This is a genomic window from Geobacillus kaustophilus (assembly GCF_000948285.1).
GTDB lineage: Bacteria > Bacillota > Bacilli > Bacillales > Anoxybacillaceae > Geobacillus > Geobacillus thermoleovorans_A.
The window spans coordinates 2,475,999-2,492,987 of the sequence record NZ_JYBP01000003.1 but is presented as its reverse complement, the minus strand read 5'-3'; the positions used below and the strand labels follow the sequence as shown (position 1 = coordinate 2,492,987).

Below are 16,989 nucleotides of genomic sequence, written 5' to 3'. Positions count from 1 at the left end.
TTCTTTTGGCAGGTATATTGTATGATGGGAGCGAATACATAAACAGGGAAGATGAAAAGCAAGGGGGAACAGCGATGGAATGGAGACGAAAATATGAACAATGGCTGCGTGAGCCGCAACTTGATCCGGAATTGAAGCGGCTGTTGGGAGAACGCCGTGATGATGAACGATGGCTTGAGGATTGCTTTTACAAAAATCTTGAATTCGGCACCGGCGGCATGCGCGGCGAGATCGGCCCGGGGACGAACCGAATGAATATTTATACGGTGCGAAAAGCGTCGGAAGGATTGGCGCGATACATACAATCGTTTGGCGATGAGGCGAAGCGGCGCGGGGTCGTCATTGCCTATGACTCCCGGCATAAGTCGCCGGAATTCGCGATGGAGGCGGCGAAAACATTGGCTACGAACGGCATTCAAACATACGTGTTTGATGAATTGCGTCCAACGCCGGAACTGTCGTTTGCTGTTCGCCATTTGCGGGCGTTTGCCGGCATTGTCATTACCGCCAGCCATAATCCGCCCGAATATAACGGCTATAAAGTGTACGGAGAGGATGGGGGACAGCTGCCGCCTGCTGTCGCCGACCAAGTGATCCGCTATGTCAATGAAGTCGAAAATGAGCTCGCCATTCATGTGGAAGATGAGAAAACGTTAAGAGAAAAAGGCCTTATTCGCATCATTGGAAGCGAAGTCGATGATGCTTATATCCATGCGGTCAAAACGATTTCCATCCATCCGGAGCTTGCCCGGAAAACGGCGATCAACATCGTGTTTACGCCGCTCCACGGCACGTCGAATAAACCGGTGCGCCGCGCGCTCGCTGAGCTCGGCTACCAAAACGTCTTTGTCGTCAAAGAGCAGGAGCTGCCGGATCCGAATTTCTCGACGGTCGCCTCGCCCAATCCGGAAGAAGACGCGGCTTTCGCCATGGCGATGGAGTTGGGCAAGCAAGTGAACGCCGATTTGCTGATCGCCACTGACCCGGACGCCGACCGGCTCGGTGTGGCGGTCAAAAATGACAAGGGAGACTATGTCGTGCTGACCGGCAATCAAACGGGCGGCTTGTTGCTCCACTATTTGCTATCGCAACGAAAAGCTCAAGGCACCCTGCCGGAAAATGGTGTTGTCTTAAAAACGATCGTGACGTCTGAATTTGGTCGGGCGATCGCCCAATCGTTTGGTCTTGAGACGGTCGATACGTTGACCGGTTTCAAATTCATCGGCGAAAAAATAAAGGAATACGAACAAACAGGGCAATATGCGTTCCAGTTTGGGTATGAGGAAAGCTATGGGTATTTGATCGGCGATTTTGTCCGCGACAAAGATGCCGTGCAGGCGGCTGTCCTCGCGGCGGAAGTGTGCGCGTTTTACAAAAAGCAAGGGCTGTCGCTGTATGAAGCGCTCTTGCAATTGTTTGACCAGTACGGCTATTACCGTGAAGGGCAGCGGTCACTGACACTAAAAGGCAAGGAAGGGGCGGAGACGATTGCCTCCATTTTAGCGTCGTTCCGCCAACAGCCGCCGGTGGAGGCGGCGGGGAAAAAGGTGACGGTGATTGAGGATTACAAAACGAAAGAGCGGACGAACACGTTGACCGGCGAAAAAACGGCCATTGATTTGCCGACATCCAATGTGCTCAAGTATATCTTGGAGGATGGCTCGTGGTTTTGCCTGCGTCCATCAGGGACGGAGCCGAAAATGAAGGCGTATTTCGGCGTCAAAGGAACTTCGCTAGAGGACAGTGAAGAGAGGCTGGCGCGCTTAACGGAAGCCGTCATGCAGCGCGTAAAGGATGTGCTCAGCACCGTTTCGCCTTCTTATGCGCAATGATCAGCACAATCTGCGGGGAATTGGGCGATGCCAATTCCCCGTTCGTTTTACGAATAAAACTGCGCGTACTGCTCGACTCCCGTTTTTTGTTCGCTCACTTCAAGCGCATGGTCAATATAGCGAAGCAAGGCGTGCAGCCGCTCCTGGATGACAGAGTAGTCATGTTCAAAATTATAAGCGTGGAGGAACTTTTCAATTTTTTTCGACAGAATATCATCAGGCGTACGCACCATTAAAATGAGCAAATTGTCCCATTCGGAGCGATGCGTGTAATAGAGCGCCTTATCATAGTCGACGGTGTTCAAGCGGCATGCCTCCTTTATCAAGAAGGAGTCATTGTTAGTGTATGACAGCAGGGCGTTTTGTTGCCCTGTAAATGTTGCGACAGAAGGCAAAATATAAATTATAACCGAAATGAAAACGAAAAAGGAAAAATAAATGTTGCAATTTTGTGACAAGGATAGTATCCTCAAAATAAGGGGATGATGAGAATGAACAAACGGCACGAAGGGCAAGAAATGATCAACATGTGCAAATGGATGGCGTCAGTGGGATTGATTGTCGGAGTTGCACTGTTTTTGCTTAGTTTTATCGCAAACGCTTACAACAAAGACTATTTCTTGACGATCATCAGTCTCGGCATTATCGGGGCCTCGATGTTTATGTTCGGATTCGGCCTGTTTATGGGTCTGCTGACGGAAACGTACCATCGCGGCCCGAGCGAGAACGTATAGCGCGCATAGAGAATGAAAAACACCGGAAATTATCCCGGTGTTTTTCGTTTTTGCTGAATGTACCAATAGAAGATGGCGAAAGCGAGAACGACCAGAAAGACAGGAAATAAGAATGGACGGTAGGCGTGGATATACTGCTTGACGGCGATCCAGCGGCTTTCAAAATAGGCGCCGATCGTCAAAAAGACAGCGACCCACACCATCGCTCCGCTGTAGGCGAACAAAGCAAACTTTCTCCAACGGTAGGCGTTCATGCCGGCCCAAAAGGCGGCGAGATGCCGAACGCCGGGGATGAAATAGCAAATGAACAATACCGCTGGACCGAGTTTCGCAAAAAGCGCTTTCGTTTGCTCGAGCCGTTTCTCCGTAAGATGGAGCCTAGGGCCGAATTTATGCAAAAACGGCAGCCCGAGCGTAATCCCAAGCATATAGCTGAGCGAGATGCCAATGATTGCTCCAAGCCAGCAGGAAAGAAAGGTGAGCGGATACGAAAACGCTCCGGTTGAAACGCGGTAACCGGCATATGTCAACAGCAGCTCGTCGGGGATCGGCAGCCCGACGATGCCGAGCATCAGCGCGACCATAATGCCGATGTAGCCGAAGTGTTCGATAAGATATTGCAAATAGTGCTGCAAATGACCACCACGCTTTGCCGTGATGTTTTGTACCATCATTATAAATCATAAGACCAAAAAGGTAAACGGCCGTCCCCCAACAGAAAAACATCCGCCTATATTCACCCTTGGTTGGTTTCGCTGCAGCGAGGAGAAATAGGGATGAGAATTTTTACCTCCGTCCCTTTTCCTAATTCGCTGTCGAGGTGAATTTCCCCCCCCCGGTGTTGCCGGACGATATTTTGAGCGATCGATAACCCAAGCCCTGTTCCGCCTGTTTTCCTCCTTCTGACCTAACCAAGTAAAGCTCGAATTTTAACATGTCCAAAACGACAAGCAGGCGGGAGAGGTTCGTCGGCATCTTGGCGATTCCGAACGTATCAAAATCCCTTTTTCCTCATACATTGTGATAAGAGGAAAAAGGGGGGAGATGGATGCGACAGGACGAGCTGAAAGAGCTGGAACGGGCCATTGCGGAAATTACCGAGATTGCGGAAGGATTTGGCCTTGATTTTTATCCGATGCGTTATGAAATTTGTCCGGCGGACATTCTTTATACGTTTGGCGCCTACGGGATGCCGACGAGATTTTCCCACTGGAGCTTTGGCAAGCAGTTTTACAAAATGAAGCTGCATTATGATTTAGGATTAAGCAAAATTTACGAGCTCGTCATCAATTCGGACCCTTGCTACGCGTTTTTGCTCGATACGAATACGCTCATCCAAAATAAGCTGATCGTCGCCCATGTGTTGGCGCACAGCGACTTTTTTAAAAACAACGTCCGCTTCAGCAACACGAAGCGCGATATGGTCGAAAGCATGGCGGCGACAGCCGAGCGGATCAAGCGTTATGAACATCAATACGGAAAATTGGAAGTGGAAAAATTTTTGGATGCCGTCTTGGCCATTCAGGAGCATATCGATCCCTCGCTCCTGCGGCCGAAGCTGTCATGGACGTGGGAAGATACGGAAGTGTACGAAGAGGAGGAGCCTCCGAAAACATCGACGCCCTACGACGATTTATGGTCGCTTGACGAGCGGAACAAACTGAAAACGCCGCCGCGAAAAAAACGGCGCAAGTTTCCGCCGCAGCCAGAAAAAGATGTGCTATTGTTCATTGAAGAATACAGCCGCGAGCTTGAGGACTGGCAGCGCGACATTTTAACGATGATGCGCGAGGAAATGCTTTATTTTTGGCCGCAGCTGGAGACGAAAATCATGAACGAAGGCTGGGCGACGTATTGGCATCAGCGCATTTTGCGCGAGATGGATTTGACGAGCGATGAGGCGATCGAGTTTGCGAAGCTGAACGCCAACGTCGTGCAACCGTCGCGCACCGGCATTAACCCGTACTATTTGGGCTTGAAAATTTTTGAAGACATTGAAGAACGTTGGAACAACCCGACCGAGGAGATGAAAAAATACGGCGTCAAGCCGGGGTCGGGGCGGGCGAAAATTTTTGAAGTGCGCGAGCTGGAATCCGACATTTCGTTTTTGCGCAACTATTTGACGAAAGAGCTCGTCATGCGCGAAGATATGTATTTGTTCCAAAAACAGGGGAAAGAATATAAAATCGTCGATAAAAACTGGGAGCATATCCGCGACCAACTCGTCAGCATGCGGGTCAATGGCGGGTTTCCGTACATCACTGTCAATGACGGCGACTACATGCGCAATGGGGAGCTGTATTTGAAGCATTGGTATGAGGGGATTGAGCTTGATCTGAAATATTTGGAAAAAGTATTGCCGTACATTTATCAGCTGTGGGGGAGACCGGTTCATATGGAGACGATTGTTGAAGAGAAGCCGATGTTGTTCACATATGATGGGAAAACAGTCCATCGGAAATATTTGTAACTGCAAAGGCAGGGGACATCCTGCTTTTTTGTTTGCCGTGGTCATTATGTGAAAAACGCCACAAATTGTTCGAATTTACGGCGGATAAGGGAGGAATGTTTATGGGATAATAAACATAGGTAATTTGTGATGTTTGTCACAAATGGGATGTTGCCAACGCCCGTGGGAGGGAATGAAGGTGTGGAAACGGCAGGAAACATGGCTTATATGGCTCAGTTTTTTTGCTGCGGTGGTCGTTTTTCTTTCGCTTGTCGGCCGGTTGTTTTCGTAAGGGGGAGACACGATGCTTAACTATGATCCGGTGCTTTTGAGCCGCGTGCTGACAGAATTGACGTTAACGTTTCATATTATTTACGCCACGATCGGTGTCGGGGTTCCGCTCATGATCGCCATCGCCCAGTGGGTCGGGATTCGCAAAAACGATATGCATTACATTTTGCTCGCCCGCCGCTGGACGCGCGGCTTTGTCATTACAGTCGCGGTCGGCGTCGTGACCGGCACGGCGATCGGTCTGCAGCTGTCGCTTTTATGGCCGAATTTTATGCAGCTGGCTGGCCAAGTGATCAGTCTGCCGCTGTTTATGGAGACGTTTGCGTTCTTTTTTGAAGCCATTTTTCTTGGCATTTATTTGTACACATGGGATCGGTTTGAAAACCAAAAAAAACATTTGCTTTTGCTTATTCCGGTGGCGGCCGGTTCTTCGGCGTCAGCGATGTTTATTACGATGGTGAACGCGTTTATGAACACGCCGCAAGGGTTTGAGTTGAAAAATGGCGAGCTTGTGAACATCGACCCGATCGCCGCGATGTTTAATCCGGCGATGCCGACGAAGGTTGCCCATGTGCTGGCAACAGCGTATATGACGTCAGCGTTCGTGCTCGCTTCGATCGCTGCCTGGCGTTTGTTTAAGGGAAACCGGCATATTTATCATCGCAAAGCACTTCATTTAACGATGAAGACGGCATTGATTTTCTCGGTGGCAAGCGCCATTGTCGGCGACTTGTCGGGCAAATTTTTGGCCGAATATCAGCCGGAAAAACTCGCGGCGGCCGAGTGGCATTTTGAAACGAGCTCCCATGCCCCGTTGATTTTGTTCGGCACGCTCGATGAAGACGGCGACGTGAAAAACGCCTTGAAAATCCCGTATGCTTTAAGCATTTTGGCCCATAACCACCCGGCGGCCGTGGTGAAGGGCTTGAATGAAATTCCAGAGGATGAGCGTCCGCCGCTGTACATCCATTATTTGTTTGACATCATGGTCACGATCGGCGTGTTTTTAATGTTGGTGGCAACGGCGTACTGGCTCGGGTCGATATTCCGTTGGCAATGGACCGTGAAAAAGTGGTTTTTTGGCCTGTTAGCGGCAGGAGGGCCGCTGGCGATGCTAGCCATTGAAGCCGGATGGTACTTGGCGGAAGTCGGTCGGCAGCCATGGATTTTGCGCGGCTATATGAAAACGGCCGAAGCCGCCACTTCATCGGGGCATGTCGACACAATGCTCGTGTTATTTTCCTTGTTGTATCTCATTTTAGGCATTGCGAGCGTGACGGTGCTTGTGCGCATGTTCCGCAAAAACCCGATTGAGCGGGAGCTGGCGGAGCGCGCCGGTCAAGGGGAGGTGGCGCCATGACGCTTGAAGTCATCGGTATTTCGGTGCTATGGTTGTTTTTGTTCGGCTATATCATCGTCGCTTCAATTGATTTTGGCGCCGGATTTTTCAGCGCTTACAGCCATTGGGCGAACAAAAAGCACATTTTGCACCGCATCATTCAGCGCTACCTTTCGCCCGTCTGGGAAGTGACAAACGTTTTTCTCGTCTTTTTCTTTGTCGGCATCGTCGGCTTTTTCCCGAAAACGGCGTATTATTACGGGTCGATTTTGCTCGTTCCGGCCAGCATCGCCATCATTCTTTTGGCCGTCCGCGGCTCGTATTATGCGTTCCATACGTACGGCGGGACGGAGCGGAATTGGTATTTGCTCGCCTATGGGTTGACGGGTCTGTTCATTCCAGCGTCGCTCTCCATCATTTTGACGATTTCTGAGGGCGGATTTGTCGAAAAAAATGGAAATGCCTTGTCGCTTGATTACGGCAAGTTGTTTGCGAGCCCGCTGTCGTGGAGCATCGTGCTGTTAAGCGTTACGAGCGTTTTGTACATTTCCGCCGTGTTTTTGACGTATTATGCGGACGCGGCGGGGGATGAGCGGGCGCGGTCGCTTTTGCGCCGCTACGCCCTTCTTTGGAGCGGGCCGACGATGTTGTCGGCGCTATTGATCATTTATCAGCTGCGCCACCATAATCCTGAACATTATGCCAACTTATGGACGTTAGCTTGGATGTTCGTCGTTTCCTTTTTGTTTTTTTGCGCTCACCGTTTGGCTTCTTTGGCGGAAGCGGCGGTTCGGTTTGGCGTTTATCGCGCTTTTGTTTCAATACGCGTTTGCATTTTACGCGTACGGCATTTCCCATTACCCGTATTTGCTTTATCCGTATTTGACAATTTATGACGGGTTCACGAATGAAGTGATGGCCGTTGCGTTGATCATCGCCTTTATCGCTGGGCTGCTTTTGCTTATTCCGTCACTGTACTTGCTGATGCGTCTCTTTTTGTTCAACAAGGCGTATGTCAAAGGCGAATGGGAAGGAGGAAAAGGATGATGCAAACATTTTTGATTATGTATGCGCCGATGCTGATTGTTGCCCTTTCTGTCGTTGTTGCCTTTTGGGCCGGGTTGAAAGATGAGCAGGTCAATGACTGAACGCGATGGAGACAAGGATGCATAGTTTGCCGCCAATCGCTCACACTAGCGGATGACAATGAAGCAAGGAAGGGTGGGCGATCATGAAAGAAGTGTTGCAGCGTGTGAAAGAACAGTTGGAACAAGCATTTGACGAACCACGTTCGACGAACCTTGACGGGGCGCTCCATGAGCTTGAACAATTGAAGGCGAGCGCTGGGGAGAAGAAACAAATGATTGAAGACGTCATTCGCGCCGTCACCCATGCGCGCAATGCACGAATGGAGCTGGCCAAGGCTGGAGATGAATCGGCGACGAACGCCTTCGCTGAGGCGTATCGGGCGCTGGATCAAGCGATTGAATCGTACAGTGGCGTCGATAACGACCCGGTGTAAGACGGATGGGGGCCCCCTCAGCCTTCATCTGTCGGAAATATGCGGAAGGCGGATGGATTGCAAGCGTTTGGCTGACGTGTTATACTGATTGGCAGCCAAGTAAATACAGGGAATGTTTTCTAGGGTTCCGCAGCTGTCTGGCAGCTGGACTGCGACCGAGAGAAAACGCGCGGCGCGCCCGCGTACACGGAGGGAGACAAAAGCCCGGGAGGAGTATCGTTTCGATATTTCCCGCGGCTTTTTTATTTTGGAAAGGGGGAATGCTCATTGGCGTGGATTTGCTTAACGATCGCTGGATTGTTTGAGGTGGTGTGGGCCATTGCGCTGAAATATACGAACGGGTTTGCCCGCTTTTGGCCTTCTGTTGTGACGATTGCGGGGATGGCGGCGAGCTTTTACTTTTTATCCCTGGCGATCAAGACGTTGCCGATCGGCACCGCCTATGCGGTGTGGACGGGAATTGGAGCGCTTGGTGCGGCCTTGATCGGCATGTTGTTTTTAAACGAACCGGTCAACGCGCCGCGGATCGCATTTTTGCTGTGCATTCTTGTAGGGATCATCGGGCTGAAGTTTACAGCGGGGCATTGAACTACTCCACCTTAATTTTGTAACGAAATTTGAAGGTGGAGATTCCTGCCAACACCAGTGCATCCACCAGTTTTTCAGCAGGCGCTGTCCGTCGTTCCAACGGTGAAAGTGTTTCACATCTTGTGCGTTGAGCAAGCCACACCCCCCTACTTTCGCTTGGTTTTCGCCTCTTCGGTGAGAGCGGGGGGCGAACGTTGAAGATTTTAAGCCCTGCACAAAATGCGAGAAAAAAGGATTGACAACAGGCATAAATATTGAATATCATGGAAGTATAAAAACGAATACAGTTTCTTTTGTTAAAGGGGAGTAGCTTTAACAGCAAAGTCGTCAGTTCAGGGTACATGCCCTCGGCTTTGTTGGCAACGGCGACGTTGTTAGCGAGACCTTTGCCGATGTTGGTAAAGGTCTCTTTTATTTATGAAGGCCTTTACCATCCTTGGTAAAGGCCTTCTTTCATTTCATGAAACAAAAGGGGGGAAGATAATCGTAAAAGAAGATAGGTTCGGCTTCAAACGAACAAAAAGTGGAGGGGATGGCATGCGCAAATGGTGGAAACAGTTTCGCTTCATCGTCCATGTCCGGCGTTTCCTGCCGTTTTTATTCGAATTTTTCGTTTCTCATGAAGTGCCAATGCGAAAAAAATGGTTTTCCGTCGGTTTGCTGCTTTTGTATATAGCGCTGCCGCTTGACCTCATTCCCGATTGGTTTGCGTTGTTTGGTTTGATCGATGATTTGGCCGTCTTCCTATTCATTTTGGAGCAAATCATTAAGATGGCTCCAATTTCATTAAAAGAAAAATATAACTTGTAAAGGGGGATTGCTCCATGGATTTATTGTCAGCAGAGTTTTGGACGGCGTTGCTGTCGATCATCATTATTGATCTTTTGCTGGCAGGGGATAACGCCATTGTGATCGGATTGGCGGCGCGCAACTTGCCCAAACACCAGCAAAAAAAGGCCGTTGTCTGGGGGACGGTCGGCGCTGTCGTCATCCGCGCGTTGGCGACGATCTTTGTCGTCTGGCTGCTGAAAATCCCAGGGCTTTTGCTTGTCGGCGGTGTGCTGCTTGTCTGGATCGCCTACAAGCTGCTTGTTGAGGGGAAGGGCCACGACGATGTTGAAGCTGGGGGAAGTTTATGGGAGGCCATTCGCACGATCATTATTGCCGATGCGTTGATGGGGCTTGACAACGTGTTGGCGGTTGCCGGAGCCGCCCACGGCAGCTTTTTGCTCGTCATTCTTGGGCTGATCATTTCGGTTCCGATCATGGTATGGGGCAGCACGCTCATTTTAAAATGGATCGAGCGCTTCCCCATCATTATTACGATCGGCGCTGGCGTCCTCGCTTGGACGGCGGCGAAAATGATCGTCGATGAGCCGTTTTTAAAGGCGTATTTTGCCAATCCTGCCGTGAAGTATGGATTTGAGCTGCTCGTTGTTGCCGCTGTCATCGTGGCGGGAACGATGAAAAAACGAAAAAGTGCCAAAGAGCCGCAACCGAAAGCCGCCAATGAATAATTGGCGGCTTTTGTGGCGGGGCAATCACCAAGCGGATGGATATTTCCATTTCAGCAGCAGAAATTGCAGCAGCCATCCAATGGAGAGACCGGGAATGACAGATAAGATCGGCAGCCAAATCGGCCCAAAAAACACGCCGCCGATTGTCACGTGCGACGAGTACATCAAGCCGACCGTCACAGAGTAGGCGGAGACGACAAACGGCAAAAACGAGTACGGTGTTCGCCCGCCGCCAGCATCTTTAAATGCATCCCACATGGCAAAAAAGTATAGACATGGATAAAACATCAGCCATCCGATATCGACAATGCGGGCGGCCTCATCCGTACGCCCCAAAAAGCTGAGGCGGATGGCTTCATTGAAATGAGATTGGGTGTTAATTACAAATTCCAACGCAATAAACAAAATTCCTTTTATATACTTTTTGTTCAACAGTTGCCCGAATCCAGGCAAAGCAATGCTCCATAACAATGCTTCGATCGCCTTCACCTTCTCGAACCCTTTACTGAGATAATATTAGTTGATCGTTACTTTGTCCATTGCACCGTCAGATGGAGCTGGGGACAATCGATGGGTGCTTCATGGTCAGTTGCTGGTTAAGCCGATGGGTGCAATTACATTTTTTGCGCCAAAGACTTGTTTTATACTTTTTTGGGTTCATCACCACAACATGTACTTGACAAGTGATACGCTTTCTTGAACAAGAATGTGCAAAAATCATTGATTTGCTGATTCTTCCTCACAAGCGTCAGTAGAGCGTGTTATAAAAAATCAAGCACAACTTTTGGTGAAGAGCCCTTTTTTGAAATAGGAATGCGGGAAAACGCTCCTATAGAACCAAACTATACATTAGTTGAAGATGAAAAAATGTCTTTAAATTTTTCAGAATAATGAATATAATAATAGCGTAAAGGATTTTGACAAATAAAAAAGGAGGAAGCCGTGTGAAGGGGCTAAAGTCGATTTTGCTATGGGGCCTGATTTCCGTCCTTGGGGCCGCAGCGTTTGCCATTTTGGCTTTAAGCCGCGGCGAATCTGTCAACGCCATGTGGCTCATCGTTGCCGCCGTCTGCACGTATGCGGTCGCTTATCGATTTTACAGCCGGTTTATCGCCCGCAAAGTGTTCGGCCTTGACGATAACCGGAAAACGCCAGCGGAAGTGTTCAATGACGGAAAAGACTATGTTCCGACGAACAAATGGGTGTTGTTCGGGCATCACTTCGCCGCCATCGCCGGCGCTGGGCCGCTTGTCGGACCGATTTTGGCGGCGCAGATGGGCTATTTGCCGGGCACGCTTTGGATTGTGATCGGCGTTGTGCTCGGCGGAGCGGTGCAAGACTTTGTCATTTTGTTCGCTTCGATGCGCCGCAACGGGAAGTCGCTCGGCGAGATGATCAAGGAAGAAATGGGGCCGGTGACGGGCTTTATCGCAGCGCTTGGCATTTTGGGCATTATGATTATTTTATTGGCCGTATTGGCGCTCGTTGTTGTGAAAGCGCTTATCGGAAGCCCGTGGGGAATGTTCACGATCGCCGCGACGATTCCGATTGCGATTTTGATGGGCATTTACATGCGCTTCATCCGTCCGGGGCGCGTTGCTGAGGCGTCACTTGGGGGATTTGTGCTGTTAATTTTGTCGATTGTGGCCGGGCAATATGTCGCGGAACATCCGACGCTCTCGGCGATGTTTACGCTAAAAGGGGAAACGATCGCCATCTTAATGATCATTTATGGCTTCGTTGCTTCGGCGCTGCCGGTATGGCTATTGTTGGCGCCGCGCGACTATTTGAGCACGTTCTTGAAAATCGGCACGATCGTCGGATTGGCGCTTGGCATTTTCGTCGTCATGCCGGACTTGCAAATGCCGGCGGTGACGAAATTTATCGATGGCACAGGACCGGTGTTCGCAGGCAATCTGTTCCCGTTCTTGTTTATCACCATTGCTTGCGGCGCGGTGTCCGGTTTCCACTCGCTCGTTTCATCTGGTACAACGCCGAAGATGATTGAGCTTGAAAGCCATGCGCGGCCGATCGGCTACGGTGCGATGTTGATGGAGTCGTTCGTCGCTGTCATGGCGCTGGTTGCGGCTTGCGTGCTGACGCCAGGGGCATATTTTGCGATCAACAGCCCGGCGGCTGTCATCGGAACCGATGTAGCGCAGGCGGCAAAAGTGGTATCGTCATGGGGCTTCACCGTCACGCCGGATATGCTTGCTCAGCTGGCGAAAGACGTCGGTGAGCAAACGATATTGTCGCGCACCGGTGGGGCGCCGACGCTGGCGATTGGGATGGCGTTCATTTTATCGAACGTCATCGGCGGCAAGGCTCTTATGGCGTTCTGGTATCACTTTGCCATCTTGTTTGAAGCGCTGTTCATCTTGACGACGATTGACGCCGGCACACGAGTCGGCCGTTTCATGATTCAAGATATTATGGGCACGTTTTACAAACCGCTCGGCAAAACGGATTCGCTCGTCTCGAACTTGATCGCGACAACCCTTTGCGTACTGGCATGGGGCTACTTCCTGTACCAAGGCGTCGTCGATCCGCTCGGCGGCATCAACACACTATGGCCGCTGTTTGGCATCGCCAACCAAATGTTGGCTGGCATCGCCTTGTTGTTTGCGACGACGGTTCTATTTAAAATGGGCAAAAAGGCATATGTTTGGGTCACGCTCGTGCCGACAACATGGCTGCTTGTCGTCACGCTGACGGCCGGGTATCAAAAGCTGTTCCATGAAAATGTCAAAATTGGTTTCTTGTCGCATGCGAAAATGTTCCAAGACAGCTTGAGCCAAGGCAACATTTTGGCGCCGGCAACGAATGAGGCGCAAATGCGGCAAATTATTATGAACGACTACATTGATGCGACATTGTGCGCGATTTTCATGCTCGTTGTGATTGCGATGCTGATCTCGGCGTTGAACATCTGGATCAAAGTGTTGCAAAACAAACATGTGCCGCTCAAGGAAGCGCCGTATATTCCGCGTGATGGGGGAGAAGGAGCGAAGCATTATGCCTAAATGGCTGCAAAACGTTTTCGCTTATCGCCGGCAGTTTCTTGACTTGCTTGTCGGTGTGCCGAGTTATGAAAAATATGTCGAGCATATGAAAACCCATCACCCTGGCGAGCCGATCAAGTCGCGGAAAGAGTTTTTCTGCGAGGCGCAAGAGGCGCGCTACAATGCTAAAGGCGGCAAAGTGTCGCGTTGCTGCTAGCGGCTGGGAAGGAAGGAGGGGCGCGTCCTCTTCTTCCTTTTTTCTTCTTGTTCATCATCGCTGAGAACATGTTCGGTTGGCGGCATGGTTTTTGTGAAAGAGTTGGGAGCGCTGGATCAACCCTCAAGTGGAGAAAGGAGCTGTACATACGATGCGTATTCTGTTTGTCGGAGCGGGGGCGGTCGGCGGGTATTTCGGCGGCCGGCTTCTTGAAAAAGGGGTGGACGTGACGTTTCTTGTCCGCGAGCGGAGAAAGCGGGAGATCGAGGAACGTGGACTTGTCATCCATAGCGTCCATGGGGATGCGGTGCTGAAGCCAAAGCTGCTTGTCGCCGGCGAGCCGTCTGCGCCGTTTGATCTTGTTGTGTTTTCGAGCAAGGCGTATCATTTAGCCGGCGCCATCGCCGACGCGAAACCGTATGTTGGAGAGGCGACGATGATTTTGCCCTTGTTAAATGGCATGGCCCATATGGATGCGTTGTGGGGGGCGTTCGGCCGCGAGAATGTCTTAGGCGGGCTTTGCTTTATCGAAACGACGTTAAACGAGGGAGGGGAGATCATTCAAACGAGTCCGGCGCATGAGATGCGTTTCGGTGAATGGCCCGCAGGACGGACTGGGCGGGTGGAGGCGCTCGAATCGCTGTTTGCCGGCGCCAACGCCCGTTTTCGCCTAAGCGAACAAATTGCGGCTGATATGTGGAATAAATATTTGTTCATTGCGGCGATGTCGGGCGTGACGACGCTGTTCCGCGCCCCGATCGGGCCGATTCGTTCCGGCGAGTACGGGAGCGTCATCATCGATCGGCTGTTTCGAGAAATCAAAACGATCATCCAGGCGCACGGGGCGCCGTTGACGGATGAAATGGTTGAACGGCAGCGTGCTCAGCTGCAGCAAATCGCCCCAACGATGAAATCGTCAATGCAGCGTGATATGGAAAAAGGACAGCTCATCGAAGCCGACCATTTGCAAGGGTATTTGCTGGCATTGGCGAAGCGGCATGGCATCCATGCCCCGATGCTCGAGGCGGTATATCACAATTTAAAAATTTACGAAGCGAGCCGCGCAACCGGTGAGTGACCAGTTGTCCCCCCTCAGCCGTTTGGCAGGAGCGTGCAGCCCCGCCAAACGGCTGTTTTTTTGAGAAAAAGAGAAGTTGTTTGCCGCATCAATATCGTGTACAGTTAATAGTGAAAACGTGTGCACAAGGAGGAGGCAGCCTTGAAAAAAACATGGTGGAAAGAAGGCGTTGCGTATCAAATTTATCCTCGCAGCTTTATGGACGCCAACGGCGACGGCATCGGTGATCTTCGCGGCATCATCGAAAAGCTGGATTATTTGGTGGAACTTGGAGTCGACATCGTTTGGATTTGTCCGATTTACCGGTCGCCGAACGCCGATAACGGATATGACATCAGCGACTATTATGCCATTATGGATGAGTTTGGAACGATGGATGACTTCGATGAATTGCTTGCTCAAGCCCATCGGCGCGGGTTGAAAATCATTTTGGATTTGGTCATCAACCATACGAGTGATGAGCATCCGTGGTTTATTGAATCGCGGTCATCGCGAGACAACCCGAAGCGCGACTGGTACATTTGGCGCGATGGCAAAGACGGGCGCGAACCGAACAACTGGGAAAGCATTTTCGGCGGCTCGGCATGGCAGTATGACGAGCGGACGGGTCAATATTACTTGCATATTTTTGACGTCAAACAGCCCGACTTGAATTGGGAAAACGACGAAGTGCGGCGGGCGCTTTATGCGATGATCAACTGGTGGCTGGATAAAGGAATCGACGGCTTTCGCATCGACGCGATTTCCCACATTAAGAAAAAGCCAGGCCTTCCTGATCTTCCGAATCCGAAAGGGTTGAAGTATGTGCCGTCGTTTGCTGCGCACATGAACCAGCCAGGGATTATGGAGTATTTGCGAGAGTTGAAAGAGCAAACGTTTGCGCGATATGACATTATGACGGTCGGCGAGGCGAACGGAGTAACGGTTGATGAGGCCGAACAATGGGTCGGGGAAGAAAACGGTGTGTTTCATATGATTTTTCAGTTCGAGCATTTAGGGCTTTGGAAAAGGAAAGCCGATGGTTCGATCGATGTCCGCCGGCTGAAGCGGACGTTAACGAAATGGCAAAAAGGATTGGAAAACCGTGGGTGGAACGCGCTCTTTTTGGAAAACCACGACTTGCCTCGATCAGTGTCGACATGGGGAAATGACGGCGAGTATTGGGCGGAGAGCGCGAAGGCGCTTGGCGCGCTCTACTTTTTCATGCAAGGGACGCCGTTCATTTACCAAGGGCAAGAGATCGGGATGACGAACGTGCAATTTTCCGACATTCGCGACTACCGCGATGTCGCTGCCTTGCGTTTGTATGAGCTCGAACGGGCGAACGGCCGGACGCATGAGGAAGTGATGAAGATCATTTGGCAAACCGGGCGCGACAACTCGCGCACCCCGATGCAATGGTCTGATGCCCTGAACGCTGGGTTCACGACAGGTACGCCATGGATCAAGGTGAACGAAAACTATCGTACGATCAATGTCGAGGCCGAGCGGCGCGACCCGAACTCGGTATGGTCGTTTTATCGACAAATGATTCAGCTTCGAAAAGCGAACGAGCTGTTTGTTTACGGAACGTACGATCTGCTTTTGGAACACCACCCATCCATTTACGCGTACACAAGAACGCTTGGCCGCGATCGGGCGCTTATCATTGTCAACGTATCCGATCGTCCTTCACTTTACCGCTATGACGGCTTCCGCCTTCAGTCAAGCGATTTGGCGCTCTCGAACTACCCGGTCCGTCCGCATAAAAATGCAACGCGCTTTAAGCTGAAGCCGTACGAGGCGCGCATATACATCTGGAAAGAATAAGGAGGAATTTGCCTTTCTGTGTGGAATGAATGAATACGGAAGGGAGATGATCAACATGGCAACGGTCGATCCGATTCGCTACCCGATCGGAACGTTTCAAGCGCCGGAGCGGTTTGACGCTGGGGAGGTGCAAGAGTGGATTGCTGCCATCCGCGGGCTGCCGAACGCCTTAAGGGCTGCTGTCGCCGGTTTGAACGATGAACAGCTGAACACGCCGTACCGCGACGGCGGCTGGACGGTCGCCCAAGTCGTCCATCATTTGGCTGATGCAAGCATGAATGCGTTTTTGCGAACGAAGTGGGGGATGACGGAAGACAGCCCGACGGTGAAGCCGTTTGCGGAAAGCGAATGGGCGAAAACGGCCGATGCTTGCTCGTTGCCCATTGAACCGTCGCTTTTAATGCTTGACGGGCTGCATGCGCGATGGACGGCGTTGCTTGAATCGATGACAGAGGGGGATTTTCACCGAACCGTTCGGTCGGAAGGGGCAGCGAGGGAGATGCCGCTGTATGTATTGACCGCATTATATGCATGGCATGGGAAACATCATACCGCGCAAGTTGCGTCGTTGCGCAAACGAAAAGGATGGTAAAGGCTGCCGATTCTTCGGC

19 protein-coding genes, 1 pseudogene and 1 riboswitch are annotated in these 16,989 nt (G+C 51.0%); of the genes and pseudogenes, 16 read left to right on the top strand and 4 right to left on the bottom strand.

The annotated features are described in order from the left end of the window. Positions 1-74 precede the first annotated feature (74 nt). On the top strand, positions 75-1,832 hold the full coding sequence (locus LG52_RS12800; protein WP_044732240.1) for a phospho-sugar mutase: 1,758 nt from the start codon (positions 75-77) through the stop codon (positions 1,830-1,832). 47 nt (positions 1,833-1,879) lie between these two features. Here LG52_RS12800 and LG52_RS12795 read toward each other — a convergent pair whose 3' ends face one another. After that, positions 1,880-2,137 carry a YhdB family protein gene (locus LG52_RS12795; protein ID WP_044732239.1) on the bottom strand — a complete coding sequence of 86 codons (258 nt, stop codon included), beginning with the start codon at positions 2,135-2,137 and terminating at the stop codon, positions 1,880-1,882. 180 nt (positions 2,138-2,317) lie between these two features. Between LG52_RS12795 and LG52_RS12790 the strand changes: the two genes are divergently transcribed. Then, positions 2,318-2,566, top strand: coding sequence for a hypothetical protein (locus tag LG52_RS12790; RefSeq protein ID WP_044733251.1), 249 nt, complete (start codon positions 2,318-2,320; stop codon positions 2,564-2,566). A 29-nt stretch (positions 2,567-2,595) separates the two neighbouring features. On the opposite strand, the gene LG52_RS12785 is transcribed toward LG52_RS12790, so the two are convergent. Both LG52_RS12785 and LG52_RS19190 read right to left on the bottom strand, forming a co-directional pair. Beyond that, positions 2,596-3,237, bottom strand: a complete 642-nt coding sequence (locus LG52_RS12785; protein ID WP_044733250.1) for a DedA family protein — start codon at positions 3,235-3,237, stop codon at positions 2,596-2,598. Between the two features lie 65 nt (positions 3,238-3,302). After that, positions 3,303-3,458, bottom strand: a pseudogene (locus LG52_RS19190) (ATP-binding protein); the annotation flags it as partial. A gap of 156 nt (positions 3,459-3,614) precedes the next feature. Here LG52_RS19190 and LG52_RS12780 point away from each other — a divergent pair. From LG52_RS12780 to LG52_RS12750, 9 genes are all read left to right on the top strand, one after another. Further along, positions 3,615-5,036: a SpoVR family protein gene (locus LG52_RS12780; protein ID WP_044732238.1), complete on the top strand. Its 1,422-nt coding sequence runs from the start codon at positions 3,615-3,617 to the stop codon at positions 5,034-5,036. 283 nt (positions 5,037-5,319) lie between these two features. Further along, entirely contained in the window at positions 5,320-6,666 is a 1,347-nt protein-coding gene (locus tag LG52_RS12775; RefSeq protein WP_044732237.1) for a cytochrome ubiquinol oxidase subunit I, read from the top strand. Further along, a complete protein-coding gene (locus LG52_RS12770; RefSeq protein ID WP_082056129.1) occupies positions 6,663-7,541 on the top strand; it encodes a cytochrome d ubiquinol oxidase subunit II in 879 nt (292 codons plus the stop codon). The genes LG52_RS12775 and LG52_RS12770 overlap by 4 nt, the downstream gene beginning before the upstream one ends. A 19-nt stretch (positions 7,542-7,560) precedes the next feature. After that, positions 7,561-7,692 (top strand): hypothetical protein, encoded by a 132-nt coding sequence (locus tag LG52_RS21040; protein ID WP_419761068.1) that lies wholly within the window; start codon positions 7,561-7,563, stop codon positions 7,690-7,692. Continuing rightward, positions 7,692-7,793, top strand: coding sequence for a cytochrome bd oxidase small subunit CydS (cydS, locus tag LG52_RS21035; RefSeq protein WP_407059903.1), 102 nt, complete (start codon positions 7,692-7,694; stop codon positions 7,791-7,793). Before LG52_RS21040 ends, cydS begins: the two co-directional genes overlap by 1 nt. A gap of 83 nt (positions 7,794-7,876) precedes the next feature. Continuing rightward, positions 7,877-8,167, top strand: a complete 291-nt coding sequence (locus tag LG52_RS12765; RefSeq protein ID WP_044732236.1) for a hypothetical protein — start codon at positions 7,877-7,879, stop codon at positions 8,165-8,167. A gap of 108 nt (positions 8,168-8,275) precedes the next feature. Continuing rightward, positions 8,276-8,380: riboswitch (guanidine-I (ykkC/yxkD leader) on the top strand. A 54-nt stretch (positions 8,381-8,434) separates the two neighbouring features. Further along, positions 8,435-8,755: a quaternary ammonium compound efflux SMR transporter SugE gene (sugE, locus tag LG52_RS12760; protein WP_044732235.1), complete on the top strand. Its 321-nt coding sequence runs from the start codon at positions 8,435-8,437 to the stop codon at positions 8,753-8,755. Positions 8,756-9,292: 537 nt separating this feature from the next. Beyond that, positions 9,293-9,565 (top strand): DUF1232 domain-containing protein, encoded by a 273-nt coding sequence (locus LG52_RS12755; RefSeq protein ID WP_044732234.1) that lies wholly within the window; start codon positions 9,293-9,295, stop codon positions 9,563-9,565. A 14-nt stretch (positions 9,566-9,579) separates the two neighbouring features. Continuing rightward, complete coding sequence (locus LG52_RS12750) at positions 9,580-10,272, top strand: TerC family protein (RefSeq protein ID WP_044732233.1); 693 nt, start codon at positions 9,580-9,582, stop codon at positions 10,270-10,272. A 24-nt stretch (positions 10,273-10,296) separates the two neighbouring features. Here the strand turns inward: LG52_RS12750 and LG52_RS12745 are convergent, their stop codons facing one another. Beyond that, entirely contained in the window at positions 10,297-10,761 is a 465-nt protein-coding gene (locus tag LG52_RS12745; RefSeq protein ID WP_044732232.1) for a hypothetical protein, read from the bottom strand. A 455-nt stretch (positions 10,762-11,216) separates the two neighbouring features. On the opposite strand from LG52_RS12745, the gene LG52_RS12740 reads away from it, so the two are divergent. From LG52_RS12740 to LG52_RS12720, 5 genes are all read left to right on the top strand, one after another. After that, entirely contained in the window at positions 11,217-13,295 is a 2,079-nt protein-coding gene (locus tag LG52_RS12740; RefSeq protein ID WP_044732231.1) for a carbon starvation CstA family protein, read from the top strand. Further along, positions 13,288-13,491: a YbdD/YjiX family protein gene (locus LG52_RS12735; RefSeq protein ID WP_044732230.1), complete on the top strand. Its 204-nt coding sequence runs from the start codon at positions 13,288-13,290 to the stop codon at positions 13,489-13,491. The genes LG52_RS12740 and LG52_RS12735 overlap by 8 nt, the downstream gene beginning before the upstream one ends. A 151-nt stretch (positions 13,492-13,642) precedes the next feature. After that, positions 13,643-14,569 carry a ketopantoate reductase family protein gene (locus LG52_RS12730; RefSeq protein ID WP_044732229.1) on the top strand — a complete coding sequence of 309 codons (927 nt, stop codon included), beginning with the start codon at positions 13,643-13,645 and terminating at the stop codon, positions 14,567-14,569. Between the two features lie 141 nt (positions 14,570-14,710). After that, complete coding sequence (locus LG52_RS12725) at positions 14,711-16,378, top strand: glycoside hydrolase family 13 protein (protein ID WP_044732228.1); 1,668 nt, start codon at positions 14,711-14,713, stop codon at positions 16,376-16,378. A gap of 55 nt (positions 16,379-16,433) precedes the next feature. Continuing rightward, complete coding sequence (locus tag LG52_RS12720; RefSeq protein ID WP_044733249.1) at positions 16,434-16,970, top strand: YfiT family bacillithiol transferase; 537 nt, start codon at positions 16,434-16,436, stop codon at positions 16,968-16,970. The last annotated feature ends 19 nt before the right edge of the window (positions 16,971-16,989 follow it).

What these genes read in the sequence shown, in the direction of transcription:
- LG52_RS21040 (WP_419761068.1), top strand. Translation starts at nt 7,561, where the DNA reads ATGGCCGTTGCGTTGATCATCGCCTTTATCGCTGGGCTGCTTTTGCTT.
- LG52_RS12800 (WP_044732240.1), top strand. Translation starts at nt 75, where the DNA reads ATGGAATGGAGACGAAAATATGAACAATGGCTGCGTGAGCCGCAACTT.
- LG52_RS12765 (WP_044732236.1), top strand. Translation starts at nt 7,877, where the DNA reads ATGAAAGAAGTGTTGCAGCGTGTGAAAGAACAGTTGGAACAAGCATTT.
- LG52_RS12770 (WP_082056129.1), top strand. Translation starts at nt 6,663, where the DNA reads ATGACGCTTGAAGTCATCGGTATTTCGGTGCTATGGTTGTTTTTGTTC.
- LG52_RS12775 (WP_044732237.1), top strand. Translation starts at nt 5,320, where the DNA reads ATGCTTAACTATGATCCGGTGCTTTTGAGCCGCGTGCTGACAGAATTG.
- LG52_RS12720 (WP_044733249.1), top strand. Translation starts at nt 16,434, where the DNA reads ATGGCAACGGTCGATCCGATTCGCTACCCGATCGGAACGTTTCAAGCG.
- LG52_RS12750 (WP_044732233.1), top strand. Translation starts at nt 9,580, where the DNA reads ATGGATTTATTGTCAGCAGAGTTTTGGACGGCGTTGCTGTCGATCATC.
- LG52_RS12755 (WP_044732234.1), top strand. Translation starts at nt 9,293, where the DNA reads ATGCGCAAATGGTGGAAACAGTTTCGCTTCATCGTCCATGTCCGGCGT.
- LG52_RS12790 (WP_044733251.1), top strand. Translation starts at nt 2,318, where the DNA reads ATGAGAATGAACAAACGGCACGAAGGGCAAGAAATGATCAACATGTGC.
- LG52_RS12785 (WP_044733250.1), bottom strand. Translation starts at nt 3,237, where the DNA reads ATGGTACAAAACATCACGGCAAAGCGTGGTGGTCATTTGCAGCACTAT.
- LG52_RS12730 (WP_044732229.1), top strand. Translation starts at nt 13,643, where the DNA reads ATGCGTATTCTGTTTGTCGGAGCGGGGGCGGTCGGCGGGTATTTCGGC.
- LG52_RS12735 (WP_044732230.1), top strand. Translation starts at nt 13,288, where the DNA reads ATGCCTAAATGGCTGCAAAACGTTTTCGCTTATCGCCGGCAGTTTCTT.
- cydS (WP_407059903.1), top strand. Translation starts at nt 7,692, where the DNA reads ATGCAAACATTTTTGATTATGTATGCGCCGATGCTGATTGTTGCCCTT.
- LG52_RS12780 (WP_044732238.1), top strand. Translation starts at nt 3,615, where the DNA reads ATGCGACAGGACGAGCTGAAAGAGCTGGAACGGGCCATTGCGGAAATT.